Origin of the sequence: Variovorax sp. PBL-E5, assembly GCF_901827185.1 — a bacterium.
In the GTDB taxonomy this organism is placed as follows: Bacteria; Pseudomonadota; Gammaproteobacteria; order Burkholderiales; family Burkholderiaceae_C; genus Variovorax.
On the sequence record NZ_LR594672.1, the window covers coordinates 580,845 to 602,423 of the forward strand.

The 21,579-nt window shown below is 63.0% G+C and carries 19 protein-coding genes and 1 pseudogene; 6 read left to right on the top strand and 14 right to left on the bottom strand.

The features are described 5' to 3' along the window. Positions 1-83: 83 nt before the first annotated feature. From WDLP6_RS30610 to WDLP6_RS30660, 11 genes and pseudogenes are all read right to left on the bottom strand, one after another. Positions 84-1,019 (bottom strand): DHHA1 domain-containing protein, encoded by a 936-nt coding sequence (locus WDLP6_RS30610; protein ID WP_162571005.1) that lies wholly within the window; start codon positions 1,017-1,019, stop codon positions 84-86. A 52-nt stretch (positions 1,020-1,071) separates the two neighbouring features. After that, complete coding sequence (locus WDLP6_RS30615; RefSeq protein ID WP_162571006.1) at positions 1,072-2,181, bottom strand: hypothetical protein; 1,110 nt, start codon at positions 2,179-2,181, stop codon at positions 1,072-1,074. Between the two features lie 137 nt (positions 2,182-2,318). Next, positions 2,319-4,214: a ribonuclease R family protein gene (locus WDLP6_RS30620; protein WP_162571007.1), complete on the bottom strand. Its 1,896-nt coding sequence runs from the start codon at positions 4,212-4,214 to the stop codon at positions 2,319-2,321. Positions 4,215-4,831: 617 nt separating this feature from the next. Further along, on the bottom strand, positions 4,832-6,688 hold the full coding sequence (locus WDLP6_RS30625; protein WP_162571008.1) for a hypothetical protein: 1,857 nt from the start codon (positions 6,686-6,688) through the stop codon (positions 4,832-4,834). A 401-nt stretch (positions 6,689-7,089) separates the two neighbouring features. Next, on the bottom strand, positions 7,090-8,928 hold the full coding sequence (locus tag WDLP6_RS30630; protein ID WP_162571009.1) for a type IV secretion system DNA-binding domain-containing protein: 1,839 nt from the start codon (positions 8,926-8,928) through the stop codon (positions 7,090-7,092). 72 nt (positions 8,929-9,000) lie between these two features. Then, positions 9,001-9,678, bottom strand: coding sequence for a uracil-DNA glycosylase (locus WDLP6_RS30635; protein WP_162577707.1), 678 nt, complete (start codon positions 9,676-9,678; stop codon positions 9,001-9,003). A 36-nt stretch (positions 9,679-9,714) separates the two neighbouring features. Beyond that, positions 9,715-10,122, bottom strand: coding sequence for a hypothetical protein (locus WDLP6_RS30640; RefSeq protein WP_162571011.1), 408 nt, complete (start codon positions 10,120-10,122; stop codon positions 9,715-9,717). 150 nt (positions 10,123-10,272) lie between these two features. Continuing rightward, a complete protein-coding gene (locus WDLP6_RS30645) occupies positions 10,273-10,848 on the bottom strand; it encodes a hypothetical protein (RefSeq protein ID WP_162571012.1) in 576 nt (191 codons plus the stop codon). Positions 10,849-11,026: 178 nt separating this feature from the next. After that, a pseudogene (locus WDLP6_RS30650) lies at positions 11,027-11,224 on the bottom strand (efflux RND transporter permease subunit); the annotation flags it as partial. A 101-nt stretch (positions 11,225-11,325) separates the two neighbouring features. Then, a complete protein-coding gene (locus WDLP6_RS30655; RefSeq protein ID WP_162571013.1) occupies positions 11,326-12,264 on the bottom strand; it encodes a hypothetical protein in 939 nt (312 codons plus the stop codon). A gap of 146 nt (positions 12,265-12,410) precedes the next feature. Next, the gene (locus WDLP6_RS30660; RefSeq protein WP_162571014.1) at positions 12,411-12,764 is read right to left on the bottom strand and encodes a hypothetical protein; all 354 of its coding nucleotides are present in this window, start codon (positions 12,762-12,764) and stop codon (positions 12,411-12,413) included. Positions 12,765-13,289: 525 nt separating this feature from the next. Between WDLP6_RS30660 and WDLP6_RS30665 the strand changes: the two genes are divergently transcribed. The 5 genes from WDLP6_RS30665 to WDLP6_RS30685 all read left to right on the top strand — a co-directional run bounded on the left by WDLP6_RS30665 (position 13,290) and on the right by WDLP6_RS30685 (position 16,052). Next, positions 13,290-13,826 (top strand): hypothetical protein, encoded by a 537-nt coding sequence (locus WDLP6_RS30665; RefSeq protein WP_162571015.1) that lies wholly within the window; start codon positions 13,290-13,292, stop codon positions 13,824-13,826. 79 nt (positions 13,827-13,905) lie between these two features. Continuing rightward, positions 13,906-14,385, top strand: a complete 480-nt coding sequence (locus WDLP6_RS30670) for an NUDIX domain-containing protein (RefSeq protein ID WP_162571016.1) — start codon at positions 13,906-13,908, stop codon at positions 14,383-14,385. Next, a complete protein-coding gene (locus tag WDLP6_RS30675) occupies positions 14,382-14,690 on the top strand; it encodes a hypothetical protein (RefSeq protein ID WP_162571017.1) in 309 nt (102 codons plus the stop codon). Before WDLP6_RS30670 ends, WDLP6_RS30675 begins: the two co-directional genes overlap by 4 nt. Continuing rightward, complete coding sequence (locus tag WDLP6_RS30680; RefSeq protein ID WP_162571018.1) at positions 14,687-15,493, top strand: metallophosphoesterase; 807 nt, start codon at positions 14,687-14,689, stop codon at positions 15,491-15,493. The genes WDLP6_RS30675 and WDLP6_RS30680 overlap by 4 nt, the downstream gene beginning before the upstream one ends. A 28-nt stretch (positions 15,494-15,521) precedes the next feature. Then, a complete protein-coding gene (locus WDLP6_RS30685) occupies positions 15,522-16,052 on the top strand; it encodes an HD domain-containing protein (RefSeq protein ID WP_162571019.1) in 531 nt (176 codons plus the stop codon). Between the two features lie 21 nt (positions 16,053-16,073). Here WDLP6_RS30685 and WDLP6_RS30690 read toward each other — a convergent pair whose 3' ends face one another. The 3 genes from WDLP6_RS30690 to WDLP6_RS30700 form a co-directional block, all read right to left on the bottom strand. Beyond that, positions 16,074-16,901: a hypothetical protein gene (locus WDLP6_RS30690; RefSeq protein WP_162571020.1), complete on the bottom strand. Its 828-nt coding sequence runs from the start codon at positions 16,899-16,901 to the stop codon at positions 16,074-16,076. 70 nt (positions 16,902-16,971) lie between these two features. Next, positions 16,972-17,589, bottom strand: coding sequence for a hypothetical protein (locus WDLP6_RS30695; protein WP_162571021.1), 618 nt, complete (start codon positions 17,587-17,589; stop codon positions 16,972-16,974). 179 nt (positions 17,590-17,768) lie between these two features. Next, entirely contained in the window at positions 17,769-19,346 is a 1,578-nt protein-coding gene (locus WDLP6_RS30700) for a hypothetical protein (protein ID WP_162571022.1), read from the bottom strand. A gap of 117 nt (positions 19,347-19,463) precedes the next feature. Between WDLP6_RS30700 and WDLP6_RS30705 the strand changes: the two genes are divergently transcribed. Further along, complete coding sequence (locus tag WDLP6_RS30705; RefSeq protein WP_162571023.1) at positions 19,464-21,548, top strand: hypothetical protein; 2,085 nt, start codon at positions 19,464-19,466, stop codon at positions 21,546-21,548. Positions 21,549-21,579 lie beyond the last annotated feature (31 nt).

Below are 21,579 nucleotides of genomic sequence, written 5' to 3' on the forward strand. Positions count from 1 at the left end.
AGGTTGCTGCTGCCGATGTTGGCCGGCGGCAATAGAAAAGCCCCTCGCTCGCCGGGCCGTAGCTGGGGAGGAGGGGCTCAAAATCAGCTTGCCGGCGTAGGGTTCAGTACGCCTGCAACCAGGTCGGTGATGCGGGTAGCCGGAAGGCGCAGCGCCGCAGCCTCCTTGTGACCACCGCCGCCGAAAGCCTCCGCCAGCGCCCGAACGTCGAAGCCGCGGACGCCCCGCAGCGAGAGCTTCAGCTGGCCGGTGTTCTCGAGTGTCCAGACGGCTGCGAAAGTGCCCGCTTGCTTGGCAAGCAGCGCGCCAACATCGCTGGCGAGTTCCCGCGGCCCGCACACCATCAGTCCCTGGTGCCCCATGACGCTGACCGGCACGGCCTCCTTGGCGATGGTCGCGACAATGGCGTCAAATTTCTGGCACATTGCCTGGCCGGCCGCCATGAACGTTGCGCGCTCGCCCTCGTTCATCTGCAGCACCCGATTCCACGTCGGAAAATCCATGGGAAGCGAGTCGAGCTTGGCGAGGAAGTGCCGCGTGTGGTCCCCGAAGTGCCAGAGCCACAGGTCACGGTCTTCGACGAACTGAACAAGTTCAGGCACATCGAACTGACCGTGAAAGTACTCCCACGCGAGGCGGGCGCCCGACTTCGAGATGTCAAGCGCCGTGTGACTGCTGTGCCGGTGCACGGTCGCAGGCTCGGATGCACCAGCCTTGGCGTCGCGCACGAGGCGGACCTTCCCGCAGGTGCACTTGTAGCCCGCAAGCTTGTCGATGGCGGTCTGGTGGTGGTCGAGAAGCACGACGCGTGTTGCGACAGCCTCCAGGGCCTCGACCTGTTCGCGCGGGAACGAGAAGTCGACGATGTACACGGCCTTGCCGGTGACATCCGGGGGCGCCATGCCGTATTGGTACGGCAGGTAGTCGGCGGTATCCCGTAGCTTCAGCCAGGCAGCAAGCGCTGCGGCGAAACCATCTGGACAGTCCGCGTGGTAGATGACGATGTTTTGTTTGCTCATGAGTTCCTTTGAGGGTTGCCTTCTTCGTATAGGGCAGGCCCCCGCGGACCGCCTAAATCGCGGCTGCCTCCAGCCGGTCGTAAGGCACCGGGTGCTCTAGCGGGTCCGCGTACTGCGTCATAAGCTCTTCGAAGTCGTATATGCCCGAAGCAAGGAGGTGCTCGCTCTGGTAGTGCACTCTGAGGTTGATGCCAGGCACCTTGGCAGCCTCGTCCTTCCAGACGAGCTGCGAGTGAAAGCGCTGCTGAATGCCCTGCTTGTTCAAGCCCCGCAGCAGGCGGATGGACCACTCGCGGGCAGCGGGCTGCTCCTCGTACACCGTCAGCTCCGGATGGGCCCGCACCGGGCCGGTGCCAGCAATCCATGCGTCAAGGTCAGCGACCGTGTACCAGCCGTAGCGCGCTTTGTGGGAGTAGTGAGGGGACATGAAGAAGACCACCCCCTGCTTGCGTTCGTCGGCCCAATCCGCACGAATGCTGTCAACCCGCATGCCCGCGGCCTTGAGCCGAACTTCGATGCCGGTCGCCTCGGCCGCCAGGGACAAGGCCTTCGCGTCTGCGTAGCGCGTGGCCGCAGCGGCTTTGTCGTCAGCGGTGAGCGCCCCGAGAATGGCAAAGCTCAGGCCACCGCGCAGGAACGAGTGAGACCAGGGCATCGCCAGGACAACGTCCTTTCGCTGAATTGCTTCGTGAAGCTCGCGCAACCGTGCGATGTTCTCGGCGCCGCGTACATGGATGGCAAACCCATTCCGATTCCAGGCGGTCATGAGGTCATCGCGAGCCTTGGCGCCGAGCTTCTGCGGGTGGTCGGGCCAGAATTCGGTGTGCGTCTCGCGAACGAGCTCCATTGCCTGGGTGCGGGGCCGACCCGGCGGCAGAGCGGCCAAGTCGCAGCTGTACATCAGCAGCGCGGCAGGATAGGGCTTGAACCGCTTGTCCTTGGACCGACCCTCATACTCGATGTACGCCAGTAGGTCGGGAACGACCTGGATTCGGTGGTCTTCGACTCCCTGCGGAAACTGCGGCAGGGCGATGCCCAGCGCGGCCATCAACGGCTTGACGCCACAGCCGTGCTCAGCGCAGTGGTCGAAACCGAGGCTCAAGCCCTGAAGGGTTCCGCCCTCCGAGAGCAGCCAATTCTTTGAGGTATACGCAACACGCATGATTCAATGCCTTCATTCAGGTCAGCGCGTCAATAAACTGACGCATATCCGGCTTTATCGCCAATTTATTGCCAATTCGGGCGGGGCTCGCCCAAAGAAAAGCCCCCGCCGGATAACCGATAGGGGCTTGAAATCACTTAGTACAGACGCGGGCGGACCGCCTCCGGAATCGCGTAGAGCTCGGTGCGGCCGTCCGCGTCCTCGAGGTCCACCCAGCTGACGCTGAGCTTGTGGCCAGGTTCCCAGACGGCGCCGTTGACCCAGTGGCCGGCCTCGGCATCGTACTCACAGCCGTGGGCCTGCAGCACATCCGACTCCAACAGCGCAGAGCACTGCCAGGCTGGAATCACCACCCGCAATCCGCGCCGGCTGGAGCTGACCACGTGGGCGTTGAGCAGGTCGCTCTTCGCGACGTCGCGTGCGAGCAGCCGCTTCTTGATGCGGTCCCAGACATAGCGTTCGGCCATTCGCGAACCGTGCGCGCGTCGCGAGCACTGCTCACCTAGCGAAACCACGGACTCGCCGAGGTCCTCGCCCAGCAGGAGCCGGTGCACCAGCAGGTCAACCAGCCGACGAATCGGACTCGTGAAGTGCGTGTACGCCGCATAGCCCAGGGAGAAGTGGCTGGCGGTGCCCGGTTGGTACACAGCGGACTGCATGACGCCCCGAACTGCCAACTCAGCCTTGAGGCCGCTGCCGCCTTCATGCGCGCTCTTGATGAGCTGAGCGAGAGCGGGCAGAGCGGGCGTTTCACCCTCGAGCGTCAGGCCGTGCGCGGTAGCCCAGTCCTTGAGCTCCGTCCAATCTTCCATTTCGGGGGTTGCCTGGTGCCGGAAGAGGCCGGCGGGCAGCTTGTCCTTCAGGTGTTGGCCGACGGCATTGTTTGCCAGCAGCATCAGCTCTTCGACGAGCTTGTGGGCGTCCGTGCGTTGTTCGAATTCCAGGCTGTACTCGCCATCCTCGCGGATGACCAGCTTTGCCTCCTTGTCATCAAAGGACAGCTGGCCGCGGACCTCGCGTGCTGCGAGCAATTTGCGGAAGACCGCCGTCAACGCCGTCAGCGACGTTTCGATGCTGTGCGGAAGGTGCGTCGCGTTGTCAAACCAGGCCTGAACCTGGTTGTACGTGAGGCGCGCTGCCGAGCGCATTACAGCGCGATAGAACTTCTTGCTCAGCACGCGAGCGTCGGCGTCCAGCTCCAGCTCGGCGACCACCACGAGGCGGTCTTCGCCCGGAACCAAGGAGCAGACCCCGTTGGAGAGCTTCTCGGGAAGCATCGGAACCGTCTTGCCCGGCAAGTAGACCGAGGTGCCACGCTCGCGCGCCGCACGGTCCAGAGCACTGCCCGGCTTGACGTAGTGAGAGACGTCGGCGATGGCCACGTAGACCTTCGCGCCCCCAGAAGTCAAAGGCAGGCCGTAAACGGCGTCATCGAAATCCCGGGTGGACTCACCATCGATGGTAACAAAGGGAATCTGGCGTAGGTCCGCGCGACCCTTGAGGTCGTCAGCCGACAAGCTCAGCGGGATGCGAACCGCTTCCTCGTGGGCGCGCCGGTCGAAGTGCGGGGGAAAATCGTGCAGCGCAAGTGCGTAGTCCTGGTCGAAGCCGCGGCGGTCGCGCGCCCCCAGGATGCGCTCGAGGCGAGTCCGGAGAACCGGTGCCTTCAAGTCGATGGCCTCGGTTCGAACCGAAACCACGCCAGCGGCGGCGAACGTCAGCCCTCGCACCTCGATGGGCATGAAGCACGGCGCATCGGGAACCAGCATCAGCCGGCCGTCAACGACGTTGATGGTGCCCTGCCAGGTAGAAGGCTTGCGCTCCAGAACGCGGATGTCGCCCGCCTGGAATTGGCCGGGCTTCTTGGGCGACTCGACGATGCTGCAGAGAACGGTGTCTCCGGGGACCACCTTGCGCATGAGTGGCGGCGGAACGAAGAATTCTTCGCCGGCAGCCGTGGTCAGGAAGCCGAAGCCTTTTGGATGGGCGGTGACGACACCTTCCTGGGTGTTGTGTTTGTTGTTGTTGGTCATTGGATTGGTCTTTATGTTGAGTGTCCTTGTCTGGCGTATAGCGCAGAGAGGGCCACGCCGCCCTTGCGCCGCTTGGTGCGGGTTTAGGCAGGCTGTAAGAGATAGAGGCAGTGCTTAGGCGTTGCATCTATTTTAGCAGCTTAAGGTCTGAAGCTAAACCAGTTTAGCTTCTTCGCCGGCAGTTTAGACGCATCATTTGGCGTTACTTCGGAGCTCTCGGGAGCGGCAGAGCTGTCGAACACCATTCAAGGACTGGACAGCCTGGCGGACCCCGCCTACAACAAGCAGATGGACACCGTCCGTGACCGGTTCGACCAGGAGTCTCGCGGCAAGCCCGACGTCGAGGTAGCCAAGGCCGTGGACTTCGAGCAAGCCGCCCGGGTTTCGGGGGCAGGAGACCAAGCCACACGACCTGGCGGAAACCTTCAGGAAGTTCGGCGAGGAGACTGCCACCAGTTCGCCTGATGAGCCAGACTTCAGGGAAACAGCAGGCGAACAGGAACGCGCCTCGGAAGCGCCTGAAGCAGCCGAGGCGGAAGAGATGTCCATGGCCGAGTAATCCCAGGCTCCGCAAAGCAAAGGCCCCGCATCGCGGGGCTTTTCTCGTAGCGCATCGTTTACGAGCCGCCGCCCAGCTTGAAGACCTTGACCCTCTCTAGCTCCCTCGCAGCCGGTTCCTCCCGCTTGAGCTCCTCGCGGGAAATCGCAGGCGCCTCATGATGGCTCTCGCTGACCTGCCTTGTGCGGTCACGCATCTCCTGGATGCGCCTCTTGAGGGTGTCATCGCCCAATTCAGCCGCCGCAGGCGCCGCTGCAGGCTGTGCGCTTGCGGCGGCCCGCGGTTGCGCCGCATCCCGGGGTTGCACGCTACGGTCCGCTCGCTCAAGGAAGTCCCGACCGGCGCGGTCGGCCACTTCAAGATTGGTCGTCCCCACAGGGAGGTTGGGCGCAGCGGCACGCAGGTTCCTGACCGTTTCAAGGTTCAGGCCTTTCTCTGCGATGTGCTCCAGCGTCTTTGCAAACACGACGGTGTCGCCCTGCCTCGCCACCTGGGCAGCGCTGCGCTCGGTGGTCGCCGTGGCAAGGGCCTCGCCGGACTTGTGCAGCACGACAACGCTCTGCCCTTCGGGCCGCACATTGGCATTCGCGCGCACAGCAGCCGCAATCTCTCCAACTTTGGACACCGCCTCGCGGTCGAAGCCCTGGCTGCGCATGTGCTCTGCGAGCGTTTGTTCCAGGGTCGCGCGAGGCACGGCCGCTGGCGCAGGGGAGGGCGCTGCGAGAGCCTTCTCCAGGTCCCGCGATGGCTCAAGCTTGCCAACAGCAGGACTGTTTTTGTCAGCGACGACAGTAGCCGGCAGGCCGGGTTCGCGCGCGACCACCGGCTTGGCTTCGGACATCTCCTTCGTTGGTGCACCGGACTGCGGGTGGGCGAGGCCACCTGAAGCACGAACCTCCGACGGCTGAACAACTTCGATACGCTTGGTGTCGACGGGCCTTTCGGCAGGTGCGGCCTCCCCGCGGCTTGGACCTTGGGATGAGTTTCGCAATCCAGATGGTTCGGGTTCGGCACCGGGGCGCTCACCGGCTGGATTGGACCGCAGGGGCGCCGCAGATTCCGGAGCTTCTGCGCTTCCGCGCCCACGCTCGGCAGCCACCCTGGCCTGCTCGCCCTGCCCGTCAACCTGCCTGGGCCCTGGAGCGGAGCCCTGCTGCGGTGTTGGTGCTTCAGCGGCGCGAGTCACATCCTTGGCCTGTTGCCCCGCCCCTTGGACGGTCGTGGGTCGGGCAGGATGCGAGGCGCTCTTTGCCGGCTGCGGCGGCCCTTGCTTCACTGCCGCAGGTTCTTCTCGCTGAGCCTTCGCGACGGACGCTGTGCTGGCCCCTTCTATCGTGGCAGTAGCCTGAGCTGTGACCACCTCCCGCGCCGCGGCGGCGTCAGGCTGTTCCGCGCGTTGGGACGAAGCATCAATCTGGCGGTCTGAAGCTTCGAGCACAAGCTCGCGATTTGCCTCCAAGGCCGTCAGTGGCTTGACTTGTGCGGTCGAGGTGCTGGGCGCGGCACTCGCACCTGCAGCCCCTTCGGGTGCTCGCTGCTCGGCGACCGCGGCGTCCAACGCCTTCAGCAAGCCTGGGTGCTGGGCCACCCCCTTGTTGTGCGCAAATGAAATGGCGTCGCCAGGGGCGTCGCCTCGGTCAGCGGCACGCTGCAGCGCGCCAGCGACCTTGTTGAGTGCGCCGACCTTTTCCTTGATGAGCTCCAGGGACTCCGAATCTGCAAGCAAGTCGGAGACATGAGCCAGAGGCGGCCCGGTAAGTCGGCTTTGGGCAGCGACCAGCATCTCCTCGCGAGCCTTACCTTGCTGAAGCGCCGAGTTCAGGAAGTTCGCAGCTCGGTTGAGTTCCTTCGATTCGGCCTTGAACTGGTCGCGCCAGGCAGCAGAAGCCGCGACTTTAGAATTCGCCTGCTCCACGCCTGCGAGACCCACAGCGGCGGTGACCGCCCCCTTGACCGCGCCGCCAAGGCTCAGCGGCGCCGCGTCAGGCGCGCGCTTGGCTTCTTTCCTCTCAGTTTCCCTGCTCTGCTCGCCCTGTGCACTAGCCGCTGCGCCGGTCTGAGCCGTCGACGCAGCTGTGCGTGGCTTTCCCTTCACTCCGACAGGCTGTGAAGGCGTAGCAGCTGACGGCCCCCTTGAAACGGAAGCCGCAGGGGCTTTCTGCGCGCCGGGCCCGCCGGCAGGGCGGGAACCGCCAGTTCCCAGGAAGGAGAACACGTTTTCCGCGGCGTGAGCGCCACTGCGCGGCCGCTTTCCCTTTGGACGGGGCCCTCCCCCGGAATTCGACTGCGATGGGGACGAGTGAGGTGTCGACATGGTCAGCGGCTGGAATCAGATTGCGGAGCTCGGCGCAGCAGGTCGAGGCCGGGAAGCTTGACGGCAGGGCCAGCTCGGGAAACAAGGAGCTTCGAATCCGCCGGAAGTAGTCCGACCTCGGCCTTGGCAGGCGCCGTCGCTTGTGGATGGACTGGCAGAAGTGGCGCGCCGCCTAGCGGTAGGACGGGCGCCTTCGGCTTCGCCGCGGCCCCCACCTCAGGGCGTGGGGGCGTCGAGGCGTCGGCGGCCGGGACGTCAGCCACGAGCTTCAGCATCGGGCGCTTCGTGAAGTCCCGGCCCACAAAAGCGGCGGCAGTAGTGGGGCGGCGCTTGGCAGGCAGCTCGAGCTTCACCTGGCAGATGGGGTAGTTTCCGGTCAGCTTCAGAAACCCTTGCAGGTTGGGAAGTCCCTGAATCTGCGACGGCAGCAAGGCCCGTTGGGTGGCCTGCTGCTCGTTCTGGCTCGTCGAGTCGCCGGTGTCGGATGTGCTGCTGCTGCGGTTCTTCCGCAAAAGCTCAACGTCGCCGATATAGCGCGACATGTATTCCGAGGTGTCTGCGTCAGCGCACCGCAACACCAGCCAGCTGGACAAGCACGATAGGATGGTCTGCGCCCCGAACTCGCCGTATCGGTCCCGAAGCTGCGAGACGGACTGAACGCCCAGCAGCAAGCAACCTCCCGCCTTGCGAGCCTTCGTGGCCACAGCCTCGATGGACTGCACGCGGCCGATAGAGGCGAACTCGTCCAGCACCAGCCAAATTCGACGGTTCTCGTCGGGGGGCATCGAAAGAATGGTTCGCGCGGCCACGTCCAGCACGCAGGCGATTAGCGCTCGAAGGCTGTCGAGCTGGTCGTCCCTGTAGGTGACATAGAGAAAGCCTGAGTGTTCCTGTCGAATCATCTCCGACACGGAAAACGGCTCACCGGCATTCGGCAGGTATGCGTAGGGGGTCAGGTAGTTCGCGGCGATGGTCCGGATGGAGCCGAACGTCTTCTCCGACGAGAGCTGCGCCATCGCAGCTGTGCCTTGAAGCAGCTCCTTGAGCTCAGGGACCGTGGCCGCCTGGACGTAGTAGAGGAAGTCCCGCAACGTCATCTTGTTCTTTGACCACAGCTGCCGCAGCACGCACGACACCAGTGTCTGAGCGTATCCATTCCATTCCTTACTGTCACCGACACCATCGGGAACGATGGAGCGCGCCATGGCTTCGGCATCCCATTCACCCTGCATCTCGAGAACGGGCGACCAGTTGACGCACCGGGCGTCGAATGGGTTGAAGACAAAATCGGTGTCGGCACGGTAGTGCTTCTCCATGAAGCCGCCGCCGCTGTCGACAAGAATCACCGTGTCATTGGCTGCACGGAGCTGGTCCAGGACCTGGTTGATGGCGACCGACTTGCCTGTGCCGGTTGAACCGGCGAAAAGCAGGTGGTACGGCTCGGAGTCGAAGGGAATCGGCACGCCCCCGATTTCGAGCCGGGTGGGCTTGCGATTCGCTTTGACCTGACGCTTGACGACAGCAGCGGTTGCGACGTTCGTCCCGCGTTTGACTTCATCCTTACCGCCTTGACGCGACTTCAGGAGGTTGTAGATGGCTGGAACGGCGAAGCCGGTCAAGCCTGCAACGAGCGCGAGCTTGAAGTCCGGCGCATGCCCGACGGCGTAGAGGAACCAACCCGCGGATGCTATGGCCCAGGCCCACAGCGAGAGCTCCAACGCCTTCTTGACCAACGGGAAGGCGTTGTTCCACCGGGATGCGCACTTTCGCCACATCCACAGGAGCGCAGCGCCGCTGAGTCCGGCGCAGAAGGCTGGCGCCAATTGAGAAACGAAGTCCATGACCACGGAAGTCCAAAAATGGGGTACTAGCCGTGTAGGGAGGGGACTTATCCCGCGCGCACGCGCGGCACTTCAACGGAACGACGAGGCGAGAGCCTGAACCTGTTCGCGAAACTGATTGATACCTGCCATCGCCGGGTGGCGAACGTAGGGCGCTTCGACGCCCTGGACCTGCAGTTGCCGTTGGGCCACTCGGCCGACCGCAACAACACGGGCCGTACCTAGCAAGGTCAGCATGTCACGAAGCACGTCCGCGCAGGCAGCCACCTCTTTCGGCGTTGGGGCACGGTTCGACAGCGGTTCACCGGGCTTGTGCGGGTGACACGGAAAGGCGTTCCAGAGAACGAATTCTTCCGGGGCCAGTCCGAGGGAGAGCAGCAAGCCCCATACGGTGCTGGCAGTCTGCTCGTTGGCCCCCTTTTTGTGCAGCTCCGGGAGGCTGGTCTGCTGCTTCGGTCCCTCGAAGACCGCGTGGTGTGGAATCACCGGGTGGTGCCCGAGCATGATGCGCTCCGACGTCATTGCAATGCCACTGACGCGGCAACCTCTGTGGCCGGGTGCCTCTGCTACCAACAGCAGGCGGGCCTTGCCCACCCGCGCGGCCAGGTAACGCTCCAGATTGGCTGCCCGGATGCTGGGGCCCAGTTCGTTCTGGTCGTTCACCGGGTCGTGGTCTCGCCATGGATTGAAGACATCCGGGAAGGCTGGGAGCGCCCTCAGGGATTCCACGAATTGGAGAGGGGTGGTCATATGCTGCGTCGATTTCCGGGCCTGAACGGACTGCGGTTAGCGACCGGGCGCCTGCCCGGCCGAGCCGGCGCGCGAGCCCAGCGGCAGACCTCGCAGCGGTGCGCCGGGGTCTTTGCCACCTTGCGCTGCCTGGATGAGAAGGCGCTTGGCCTTGAGCTCCTCGAAGTCCGCCTTCAGCTTCTGCTTGACGGCCGCCATCGAGTCGATGTCGCCTTGCGTTTTCGCCTTACCCAGTCGCTCGAAGGTGGCGTTGATGCGAGCTTCGATGGCGTCTGTTTCCGCATTGGCAGGAATTGCGTGAGCGCCACCGGGGACGCTGGCGGGGTCCAGCCAGATTTGGCGGGCGCCCGAGCTCGGCGCGCCGGCCAGCGACGGGGACTGCGCCAGGCACACGGATGCTGCAACGCACAGGGCGGTAGCAACAGAGATGCGGTTGAATGTCATTCGGAATCCTTCGTGTTGGGGAAGCTGACCCGTCTAGCCAATGGGTCAGACGGAGCGCTATAGCAATTGCGTGCAGCTACCTGGTTTAGCCGCGGCCCATGAAAAAGCCCCGCGCTGCACGAAGCAGGGCGGGGCTTGGGGCCTGTCGGTTCAGCGCGCAGGTTGCGGAGCTGGCCGGGCGGGCGGCGGGCCGAAGCCGTCGCGCGGGGGAGGCGGATGGCGTCCTTCGGCATCAGGGCCTGGTGGTCGGCCGCCTCGGAACTCGGAATGCCGGAATTCGGCGTCCGCGCGCTGCTTCAGCTCGGCACGTGCTGCACGCAGCGCGGCGTGGTCCCGCTTGAGCCTGTGCTTCATGGCCAGGGTAGCGGCTTGGTCGCCCGTACGCTCGGCCTCTGCCAGGTTGGCGTGGCTCTCGGCAATCGCGGCGTGGAGCCGGTGCATCTCCGGGGTCGGCTTGAACTTCGCGCGCCTGGCATGCGCGTGCTCACCGCGTTGGACCTTCTCGGCGTGTGCACGCAACTCCGGGCGGGGGCCGAGCTCCGAATGGAGCGGCGGAGGGAGAGCCTTGAAGTCGTCTCGAGCCTGCGCAGGCGTGGACACTTGTCCCGGAGCGTGGTTCGTCGGGGGCTGCACGCGATTCACAAGCGGCGCGCCTTGCGCAAAGGCGCTCGCTCCGGCGAGTGTCATCGCGCTGGCGAGCAGCAGGCGGTTAATTTTCGTTCTCATCTAAATCCTTTCACTAACAAACGGCGAGGGACGCCGCCCTTAGTAAAGGCACCTCCCCTAGCGTGGGGCACGCGGAAACCTGGCCAGGGGGCCGGGCCTCGTTCATCTGCAATGCAAAGGGAAAGGCACCTGCGGGAGGTGCCTTTTTCTTAGAGCGAGTATTCGCCGCTTGCGTCGGTTATGCCGTCACTCTGCGACCGGACAAGCTGTAGGCGGCAGGCACCACGACCAGCCTCAGAAGAGTCGAGCTGACCATGCCGCCGATAATGGCGACTGCCAGAGGCTCGTTGTTCTCAGAGCCAGCTCCGAAACCCATCGCCGCCGGCAGCATGGAGAGAATGACCGTCAGCGAGGTCATAAGGACCGGGCGCAACCGTCCGCGCACGTAGGTCCGGGTAGAACTTGAGTAAGGCCGAGGCGCGGCAAAAGAAAAGAAGCTCGCCCGATACTGGCGAGCTTCACGAAAATGAGACGGCGCTATGCCTTCGCGGGCTGCTGGAGCAGGCCTTGCGCAAACAAGGACCCGGCCTGGCGCCGAATGCCGTCGGCGGCCACTTCCCTCTTGTGCTGGGAAGCACCCGACATCAGGACCTGCACAACGACCATGCACGCGACCAACGAGCAAAGGAAAACCACCGGCAGCCACCACAGGTACTTCGTACCATCCGTCGCGGCGAACTCGAGCGCCCCTGCGACTGTCCAATTGCGCTGGCGGGCCGCATTGAATTCGGATTCAACCTCCTTCAAGCGCCTTTGCGTCGCGCGGTATGCCGAATAGACCCGCTCGGTTTCTGCGTAACGACCAGGTGTCAGACGGAGGCGGTCGGCGCGTACAGTGACTTCCCTGGCCTTGGCCATCTCCGCGTATGCCACGTTGTACGGCGGATACTCGGCGAGCCAGCGAGGCGGCCGGTCGTTGGCATAGCTCGCGAGCAGGTAGAACATGGCGAACGCGGTGACGAGAAACGTGAGCACGTAAATCGTCTTCATCCAAATCACGTCGGCCACCAAGCCGCCGCGCCGCACGAACGACCGGAACCCCTTCGGGTCTTCTCGCGACTCGCCGGTATCCAGGTTGCTCGCAAAGAGGTACGTGCCACTGCTACTTCCTTCTGGGCCACCCCACATAACCGAAACCCTGTTCCCCGGCCGTACGGGCAGGGACCAACTGTTCCAGCTGAAGGAATGCTCGACGCCGGCGTCATCTCGCACGAACAAGTCCTGATGCTCAACGGACTCCGAAGTGATGCGCGGGGGCGCCACGTAGCCCCCGGAGGGACCTACCGAGCCGCCGCCGCCACGCGACGACACGAGCGTCTCAAAGGCACGTTCGGAGTGCAATACTTCGCCGGTGACTTGGCACGTCCAGGCCGCCTTGCCGCTTGGCCCAATCAGTTTTTGGTTCACGACTGCCATTACATACTCTCCTCTGACACACGCGAGAGTCACCCTTGGGCGCCCGCGTGCTGCTAAAACTCATCTCTCGATGTCCTAATCGGTCTAGCGACCATCGCCGCTGCGCCAAAGGACACCCCGGGCCAGCAGCGCCGGAGGAAATGAGGTCAAGCAACCATCTGGAAAGTCGGCAGGTCTTCGAACTGCTCGTTCTGCGCCGTCAGGAGGCCGAACAGCGTCTTGGCGGCCCAACTCTTGGCGGTCAGGGCCTCAGCAACCTTCTTCTCGACGGAGAACATGTAGCTCATCACGAGCGAAGTGCACTGGCGATACACCGACTTGTCCATCTCCAGGTCGCCACCGTCAACGCAATCCATGTACTCGCATGCAGCGAGGGCGTCACCAGCCTGCACCGCATCCGCGGCAAGGGCGCGTTCAGCGTTGCGTTGAAGCTGGAAAAAATAGGCTTGCTCCGACTCTTCAATCTTCGTACTGGAAACAACCTTAAAATCGTAAACCATCTAAAAGCTCCGTAAACACCATTTAATCGATAGGCTGAAATGTACGCAGGTAGGACATTTCCTGCATCCGGTTTCAGAGCTCAAATGTGGGCATCCTCACATTCGCGCTCACTTAAGCATTCAGCGAATACTTTAGACCTATCGAGGTGCCGCGCGGGGCAAATCAGCTGGCAGACGGGCATTCAAGACGCCCGTTGTCCCAATAGAACGGGACTCCAGGACGGCCGTCCCAACGCTGCCGGCCTCGCGGGCGGGGCGTTTCTCGGAGGGCGTGGTGGAGGCTGTTGCAGTGCTTTTCATCTGTCGGTCGATTCCTACATGTCTGCGTTGTTGGAGCCTACATTTTAGCTTGAGACCTATACCGTTGCAAGGCTAAATCGGCTGCTATTTACGGTATAGACTAGAAAGTATCAGCTATTGCCTTGACACTATCACTTTATGCTTACAGCTAACGCAATTCCCCTATGCGTTCCACGTTGGGATGAACGCGCCGCCCTGAAGGAAGGGGCGGAATACAGCCGAGAGTTGGGCTTCCACGTGCCCGCGGAGGCCTACCTTGACAACGTCTGGAACTGGCTTCCGCTGCGGTGGAAGTACCCTGACAAGCCTGCGCTGCTCCCCGAGATGCTCCCTTCCTCCAGTTGGGAACAGAATCTGCGAACGGCCCTCACTCCAGCCAAGTGGGATGCCTTGCGTCGCCACTGCTACGCGGCGGCAGGAAACCGCTGCGAAATCTGCGGGGAAGCAGGGCGGGTCGAATGCCACGAAAAGTGGGCCTTTGACGACCTGATGTGCGTCCAGTCTCTCGGGGGGCTCATCAGCCTTTGCGGTATTTGTCACAAGGCGCACCATCTAGGGTTTGCGAGACGCCTTGGCGTCTATGGGCAGGTGCTCGAGAAGATGATGGACGTGAACAGCTGGTCCCACGCACAGCTTGGGCAGGCCATGGAGCAGGCCGAAAAGCTTGCCCAGGAGCGAGACCGCTACTACTGGCACGTGGACCTGTCCTGGCTCGAAACGGGCCGATATAACCTTATCTACCAGCTCGACGGCAAGCGCTAAGGGCGTGACGCGCGACGGCTAAACAGCGCTCGCTAAATGGGTGACATCCCCCGCGGCCGCTTCCCGGCCCTTGTCACCTATGCAACAATACGTTTTAGGGTTTGCGTTTGAGCAGGCCAGCGCCCAGGTCGCTCTCATCATCAAAGCTCGCCCCGCTTGGCAGGCGGGGCGGCTCAACGGCATTGGGGGGAAGGTAGAGCCGGGCGAGACGGCGCTCCAGGCGATGGTTCGCGAGTTCAGAGAAGAGGCCGACGTGAGCACGGAAGTGGGCGAATGGGACTTGTATGCGGTGCTCCGCGGTGACGGCTTCGAGGTTTTCACGTTCCGAGCCACTCTGGACAGCGCCCGGTTCGCACAGCTGCGTTCTTGCACGGATGAGGCCGTTGTCGCGATTCCGGTCTTCTCCGAGCAGTTGGCCAAGCATGCCCTATCGAATGTGCCCTGGCTCATCGCCGCGGCGCAGGACCCTGACTGCGGGCGCATTGTCCTGACCGTCGACTACGCCGGCGGAGCCAAGGAGCGCGCGCGGCAGGCGCTCGAGGCGACGGGGGCGCCATGAAGGAATCGTGGGAGCACACCAAGTTCGGTGGCCGGGCTCGGCCGCACCTCCCGGTGACGGTCGATTCGGTCAAGGGCCAGCCGTATACAGGGCCGCGCGAAGAGCTCCGCCCCGACGGCTTCTACATCGCCAAGCCAAAGGGCTCCTACGGACCGTTTTGGCTACGCGCGTACCACGCTTGGCTGATTCTGACCAACCGCGCGATGGCCTTCCAATTCACGGTCGACCACCTCCGGCTCGCGGGGCTGCCAACAAACCCGGCGGAATACGAACGAGTGGCCAAGACCACCCAGGGGAACTCATGAAGCTGCATGTCCTGTCGGACCTCCATTTGGAGTTCTACGCCTCCGGCCCACTGCCTGTCCTCGCGGATGCGCTCGTTCTCGCGGGCGACATCGTCCTGACGCGCGACCTAGGCCCGCTGCGCGAACTGGTGTCGAACTACGCCGCCGCCGGCCGGCCAGTTTTGTTCGTCCCTGGCAATCATGAATTTTATTCTGCGGTCATGAGCGACGCCTTGCGCCAACTGAGCCGTGAGCTGCCGAAGGCCGGCGTCACGCTGCTGCACAACCGCTTGGTGCAGTTTGGGGGTGTACGCTTCTTCGGCGCCACGTTGTGGACCAACTACCTGCTGGGCACAAACGGTGGTTCTGCCGCCTACAGCATGCACGCCGCGCGTTCGATGCTGGTGGACCACCGCGCGATTGCGCTGCGCCGCAAGGGGGAGCTCAGGCACTTCGACCCTTCCGACGCTGCAGCGGCGCACCGGAAGTCGTTGCGGCTGCTCAGAACCAAGCTGAGCACGCCGTTTGCCGGCCGTACGGTCGTCATCACGCACCATGGCGTTCACCCTGGAAGCATCGCGCCGCGCTATGCGGGGGACTCCATCACCCCTGCCTTCATCAGCGACCTGCGGCCCCTCATAGAATTGCTCCAGCCCGCCCTGTGGGTTCACGGCCACGTTCACGACTCCTTTTCCTACGAGCATGGGCAGACGCGCTTCGTCGTGAATCCACGCGGATACCCGCGCTCCAAGTACCCTCCCAAGGGCGAACCGATGCGCTTCGAAAACTCGTCCTTCAATCCAGCGCTGGTCGTCGAGGTTTGACGACACCTGACAATTTCCGAGCTAAACGATGACTTCAGATGCTGGTAAAGTGATGCGGGCCGCGCTCTTCTCGGCGGAGAAGCATCGCAGGCAGCGCCGCAAGGACGCGCAGGCGGACCCGTACATCAACCACCCGCTCGCCCTGGCCGCGGTGCTGGCGGATGAGGCGGGCATCGATGACGGGGTTATCCTGGCCGCTGCGCTTCTCCATGACACGCTGGAGGACACGGACGCCACGGAAGCTGAGCTGCTGGAGCTGTTCGGCGCTGAGGTCCTTCAGGTCGTTCTCGAGATGACCGACGACAAGAGCCTACCGAAGGCACTGCGAAAACAGTTCCAAATCGACCATGCGCCTCATGCCTCCCGAAGGGCGAAGGCCGCCAAGCTTGCTGACAAGATTTGCAACCTGAGGGACATGGCCAAAAGCCCGCCTGTGGGATGGCCGGACGAGCGGGTGGCGGCGTATTTCGCTTGGGCGAAAGCCGTGGTTGACGGCCTGCGGGGCGAGTGGCCCCTGCTCGAGCGCCTGTTCGACGAGGCCCACGCCCTCCGCAGCTGAGACCGAGCGGAGGCGCCCTGACTATGCGCCAGCCCCTTGCAGGCATGGCTGCCCTATGGCCGTGGTCAGCATCGAAAGCGTTAGCTCAGGCGCCAGCGCTTCAGTCACGACCCGCTGAGCATCCTGGACACTTTGCCACGCCAGCGTTCCTTCAAGTGCTTTAGCCTGGCGAAAAGCACTGAGCGCGGTGTAGGCAGAGCCTCCATCCAGCGGATGCGCCTCAAAATAGGCCGTCAGTGCCATCTCGTCGACCGCCACTCGAACTCGCTGTTCGTAGGATGGGAGGGCTTTGAACACCTCCGCGGCCGTCAACCAGGCGGGCTCAGGCACCTCCACGGTGAAGCTCGGCCCAGACCGGCCATCCAGGCACTCATCCCAGGCGAGCCGGCGCTTGCTCCACTGCAGCACCGACACATCGTCCGGCTTGTCCGTGTTGTTCCAATAGCCGTATGCCCGTGCGACGCCCAAGCCAAGAACCCGGTTCAGGGCCCCGGGAAGTTCCGATTGGAGCAGGCCGAGGTAGCTGTCCTGGCGACGGCAGTGCCACAACACGAACTTGGCTTCAAAGTCGACCGCAGGGTCGCGTCGATTTGTGCGGCGAATCGCTGCCTGCCGAGCCTCAAGTTCGGCCTGCGCCGCCTCCAGCGGGCTCTGCCCCGCTCCCGCCCCTGCCGAAGCCTTGCCAAGTGCTACAGCGTCGACGAATGAAGCCGCTCGCAGCGCCAGGAACTGGTTCTGCTGGCGCTCGGCCAAGTCAGCCAGCTGAGCAGAGGCCCTCCCGAGGCTCGAAAGCACCTCAGGAAAGTGCTTGGCCGTCATTCGAAAGCCGGTATAGACCTTGGTACTCATTGATGCGCCAGATGTAGAAAGGCCGCGCCGGGCGAGGGCGCGGCCTTTAGGTAACGGGGGCCCGGATGCCTCAGCGGATTGCCTTGCCGTCTTTGTCGTACTTCGGCGTGAACGTAAAACCGTACTCCTGAACGCTTGCCGGGTAGAGCGTTCCCGTCTCGCCGAAGCCGGGGAACTTCCCGATGCGCGGGAGCTTCTTCAAGCAGTCGTCGTATCCAGGGTCACCCTTGCTGCACAGGACGCCTACGACGATGTTGCCTTCACCCTTGGCCACAAAGTCCTTGTTCACGTCGTACATGCCAGTCTGCCGCACCTCCACGCGGTCGCCCGCCTTCAGGGCCCGAAGGTGGTCAGGAACCATGGCCGACGTCGGCCATACCTTCTGCCCCGTGCTCACCCACGCGCCGTACTCGGGTTGCCGGATGTTCAGTCGAACTACGCGCATGTCGTACTCCGGAGAGCCAGACTCGATTCCGAAGGTGTAGAGAATATTGCGATTGGCAAAGGGGTAGTTGCCGGGCCAAGCCTCGTCGAGCACGACTTCAGCCGCGATATTCCGATGCTGCATGTTCGCAGGAAGCCCCGTCCCAGCGTTGAGCGTCTTGTTGATTCCATGGATGATGGGAGTTTGACATGCCGACAGCATCACTGCCGTGATGGCCACGGCGAATCGGGAAACAATCTTCACTTCTTTGCCTTGATATAGGTGGAATCTTTGCGCCGACCGTTGTCGGAATTCTTTCGTACTTAGTGCGCCTATTTTAGCACACAAAGGCGGCCTATACCATATGCCATCCCTATAAGCCAACGGTCCCCGACGATTTTAGATGTCGGCGCCGTTGTGTGGCATGAGAAGGATGGGCCCCTTTACTGGCCGAACCCGCCACCCGCGTCGTTGCGAACAATCTTTCCGCCGTTATCCCGCAAGAATTGAACCTGATTTTGCTCGATATATTGGTCCGCGTGCTGGATGACGCCAGTCGCACCGGCGCAGTTGGCCAAGGCCGCTCCAGGAGGGCAGGTCCCCTGAAAGGTGGTTGCGAAGCCAGTCAGCGCGTTCCCGTACGCGTTTCCGGTGATTTCGTTGTGCGTCAGGGGGACGACCTTCATGTTCAGCAGCTGGTTGTTCTTGTCGTAGTTAGGGGGGTCGTTGTATCCCTTGACGTTCTCCACCTGGCCATAAATGGCGTTGTAGCCGAACTTCAAGGGGCCACTGAGGTCGGCCCCCCCTAGCATCATCGCGCCCCCGATAAGCGCAGCCTCCACCGCCACGGACATGGCGAGGCTACCCATGGTGACGCCAGCAGCCGCAAGGTAGCCGCCCATGACGCCTGTCGCAACGCCGGACGTCACCGCGCCGGTCGCGGCCGCGGCATTCAGACCGACGGCTGCACCAATGCCTGCAACGGTAAAGCTGAGCACCACCGCGACGACCAGCACAGCGAGCCAGCCAAGGCCGGACTTCGTCCATTGGTCGATAAGCCAGGCGTCCTCATACGCGGAGAGCGAGCCGCCTTCGTACTGCTCAAACATGACGCCGGCACTTGCCGTCTGGTACAGGGCACAGGTTGTGGCGCGAGGGTCATTGGCGCAGTATGCGGCCATGGGGATGGTGCTCGAGCGCGCTTGGAACTGGGCGGGATAGCCAATCAGCCATGCGGGTTTTGCCATCCCGTAGACCTTGGTGGTCACCTTTTTCTTAAAGGCGTTGCCACTCTTGGTCTGCGTCTGGTCGAACCGAGTTTGAGCAACCGCAAGGACGCTCAGCGGAGCTCCGACATATCGCATTGCATGTCCCACAACCACTTGCGCTCCCGACACGCTCAGGTTGCAGAACGTCGTGCTAGCCGGGCAGGTGAAGGCCTCGAAGGGGTTCAGTCCCGGAGTGTCCCCTGCGATACGGCGCTGAGGGTCGAGATAGGCGCCGGACGCCTTCCAGAAGTTGCCGTGGCTCGGCGCGAACTTCGCATGGTAGAGGCCCGATGTCACACTGTTGCCGCTACCACCCTTTTCGAGCTTGAAGATGTCGACCGACATCGTGTTGTCCAGCGGGTTGTAGCGCGCGAACACGAAAGGCACGTTGGACGGAAACATCTGGACGGCGCTCGTGACCTCGCTGGAGGGAACGCCGAGCGCGATTGCAGCACGATTGGCCATGGCCAACGATTCGGTCGAGGGCGGCAAGACGCCTCCGCCGGTTGTCACCGTGGGGGCTGGGACCTCGGCAATGCGCTCCCACTGGAGCTTGGGATAGGCGACGACCTGGCTGCCGAAGCGCTTCGCACTGCAGGCGGGGTCCATGCCCTGGTCGGCTGCGAGGACGTTGGCGCAGTTGCTGATAGGCGCGGCTTGCGCGAAGGCCTTGGGCATGGGCGCAGGCATGCCCGTGAACAGCAAGCTTGCCATCACGAGATAGGAGACGGAGCGCAGAAATGGCTTAAGCATTTTCAGCTTTCATTGAGACGTTACGCCGTCTAGCTACCGGCGGTTTAGACAGGCCGAACCGGCGTGGCTAAACCCTCGTTCCCTATACCGCGTACACCACAACCCGGCCTCACCTCAATGAAACGCCTGTTCATCATCCTTGCCGCGCTGCTTGTCGGCACAAGCAGCCTCGCGCAGACGCCGCGGGCGCGTCCTCTGACGTCCTCTCCCTTCAAGACCGTCCTGTACAGCAGCCAGGAGGTCAATATCAAGGGCGAGAGCGTGGCGCATGCTCGGGTTGCCCCGTTGGCGGTAGCGTCGGGGGGGCTCGCTGCCGACAGGCTTGTGACGGAGGTTTCAGGCTATGACGTCGGGACGCTCCCGAACATCCCGATTGGAAATCCGAGCACCCAGCAAGCAGCCCTGATGGCCGCAGAGATGTGGATGCAGATGAACCAGAACGCGTTCACAACGAAGGTGGGGCGGTACATCAAGAAGGAAGGCATCTCGAATGCTTTCTTCTCCTTTACCCAGGAATTCAACCTGGCCACGGCGACCGGTGTGCGCAAGAAGGCCATGGCCTGGAATGCAAACATCGACACCAGCGGCCGCGCTGTGTACGGCAGCCCCAAAATCATCGACAGCGACCCTGTCTTCATCCTTGCCCAATACACGCCCAAGACCATGGTGGATGGCCTCCCTCAGAGCTGGGCAAATAGCCCCCTCGCCGGGATGCTCTCATACGAAGTGCGCAACAAGAAGTGGGAGCCCATCACCAGCCGTGTCACGGTGGACACAGGCGGCGCCTATGACCAGGACCAGTCCGGCTCGGACAAGTTGGCTTGCCTGATGGACCACGGCTACTACCCGGGCATCTGCTACGGGCCGACGACTATCCGGCAGCTGCTCAACGATTATGGGGCAACGGCGGCCTTCGTCGACTACGTGCGCCAGCTCGAGCCGGTGTACGTAGAAGACGCGAACGGCGACATGGTCGCACAGGGCGCGATTTCCTATGACGCACGCATTGTCAGCTGCGGCTCGCTCAAGAACTCCGGCTTTTTCGGCTACGCGTTGAGCTTAACCGCCGAGCGGTACCTGGCTACGCCGTCCACCGGTCTGGTTCAGTACCAAGCGATTCAGCAGTTCCAAGGGAAGATGGCCTCTCCGACTGAGCCGTTCTCGAAGGAAATCCCTATCGGCGAGCTTCAAGGGCTTAGCCCCGATACGTACGTGATTTCACCGCATCCGGGCGACAACAGCCTGATGCGCCACGACAGCACGCCTAACATCCTGTACGTAGCGCCCCTGCGCTCGGACGCTGCAGGAAGCGGCAACTTCGACAACATTGCAGCCTCACCTGACATGGCGGTGAATCAAGTGTCGCAAGTCGGACCGGTGCGCGAGTTCTACATCGGCACGATTGGCGACAACTACTGGCCCTCGGGCGTCTACGACCGAGCTGTCGGGTTCACGACAGGCAACCCAAAAGCGACGGATGAATTCGCCATGATTGCCGAGGGCTTCGACGACTGGATGATGGTCAAGGTGAACGAGCACATCGTTTTCCTTGGGCCCGCCCCAGGCATGGAGACACTGGAGCTCAGCACGACGCCAGGGACCGGTCTCCCCGCTAGTGCCGGCTGCACCCTTGGTGCGACCGGGAAGTACGAGTGTGCAGGAGGGGCCATCGTCGACTCAACCCCCGCCAGCTGCTTCGGGGGCCGGTTGAATTGCCAGTGCCCCGAGGGGTACACCCTGGAAGAGCAAACCTGCGTGATTCGCGCGCCCCAGTCCTTCGACTATTGCGACGCTCAGATGTCCGGCGTAGGTGGCGATGCATCGAATCCGACCGTGGAAGGGTACACCTGTGGGCAGGGCTGCAGGCCCTTCATGGTCAAGTACCTGCACAACATCAACAACCTCAACCCCAACCCGTTAACAGGCACTGGCTGCGGGTACCCCGAACTCAACCAAAGCTGGTTCTTCAACGCTTATGTTGACCTTCGCCCCTTCCTGGTCGCGGGGTACAACACCCTCTCCTTCCGCGTCATCGTTGCCGGCAACGGGGAAGGCTGGATTCGCGTGCGTACCCAATCGTGCGCGATGGCAGACATCGCCCCGGGCGGTGAGCCTCCGCCGGTGCCGGCAAATGGGGGGAACGGCGGCGTTGGAAATACCGTAGGTGGCATCGTCAACGAGCCCGTGCTTCCAGGCCAGTGATGAGCTGCTAGCTCCTCTACATAGAGCCCGC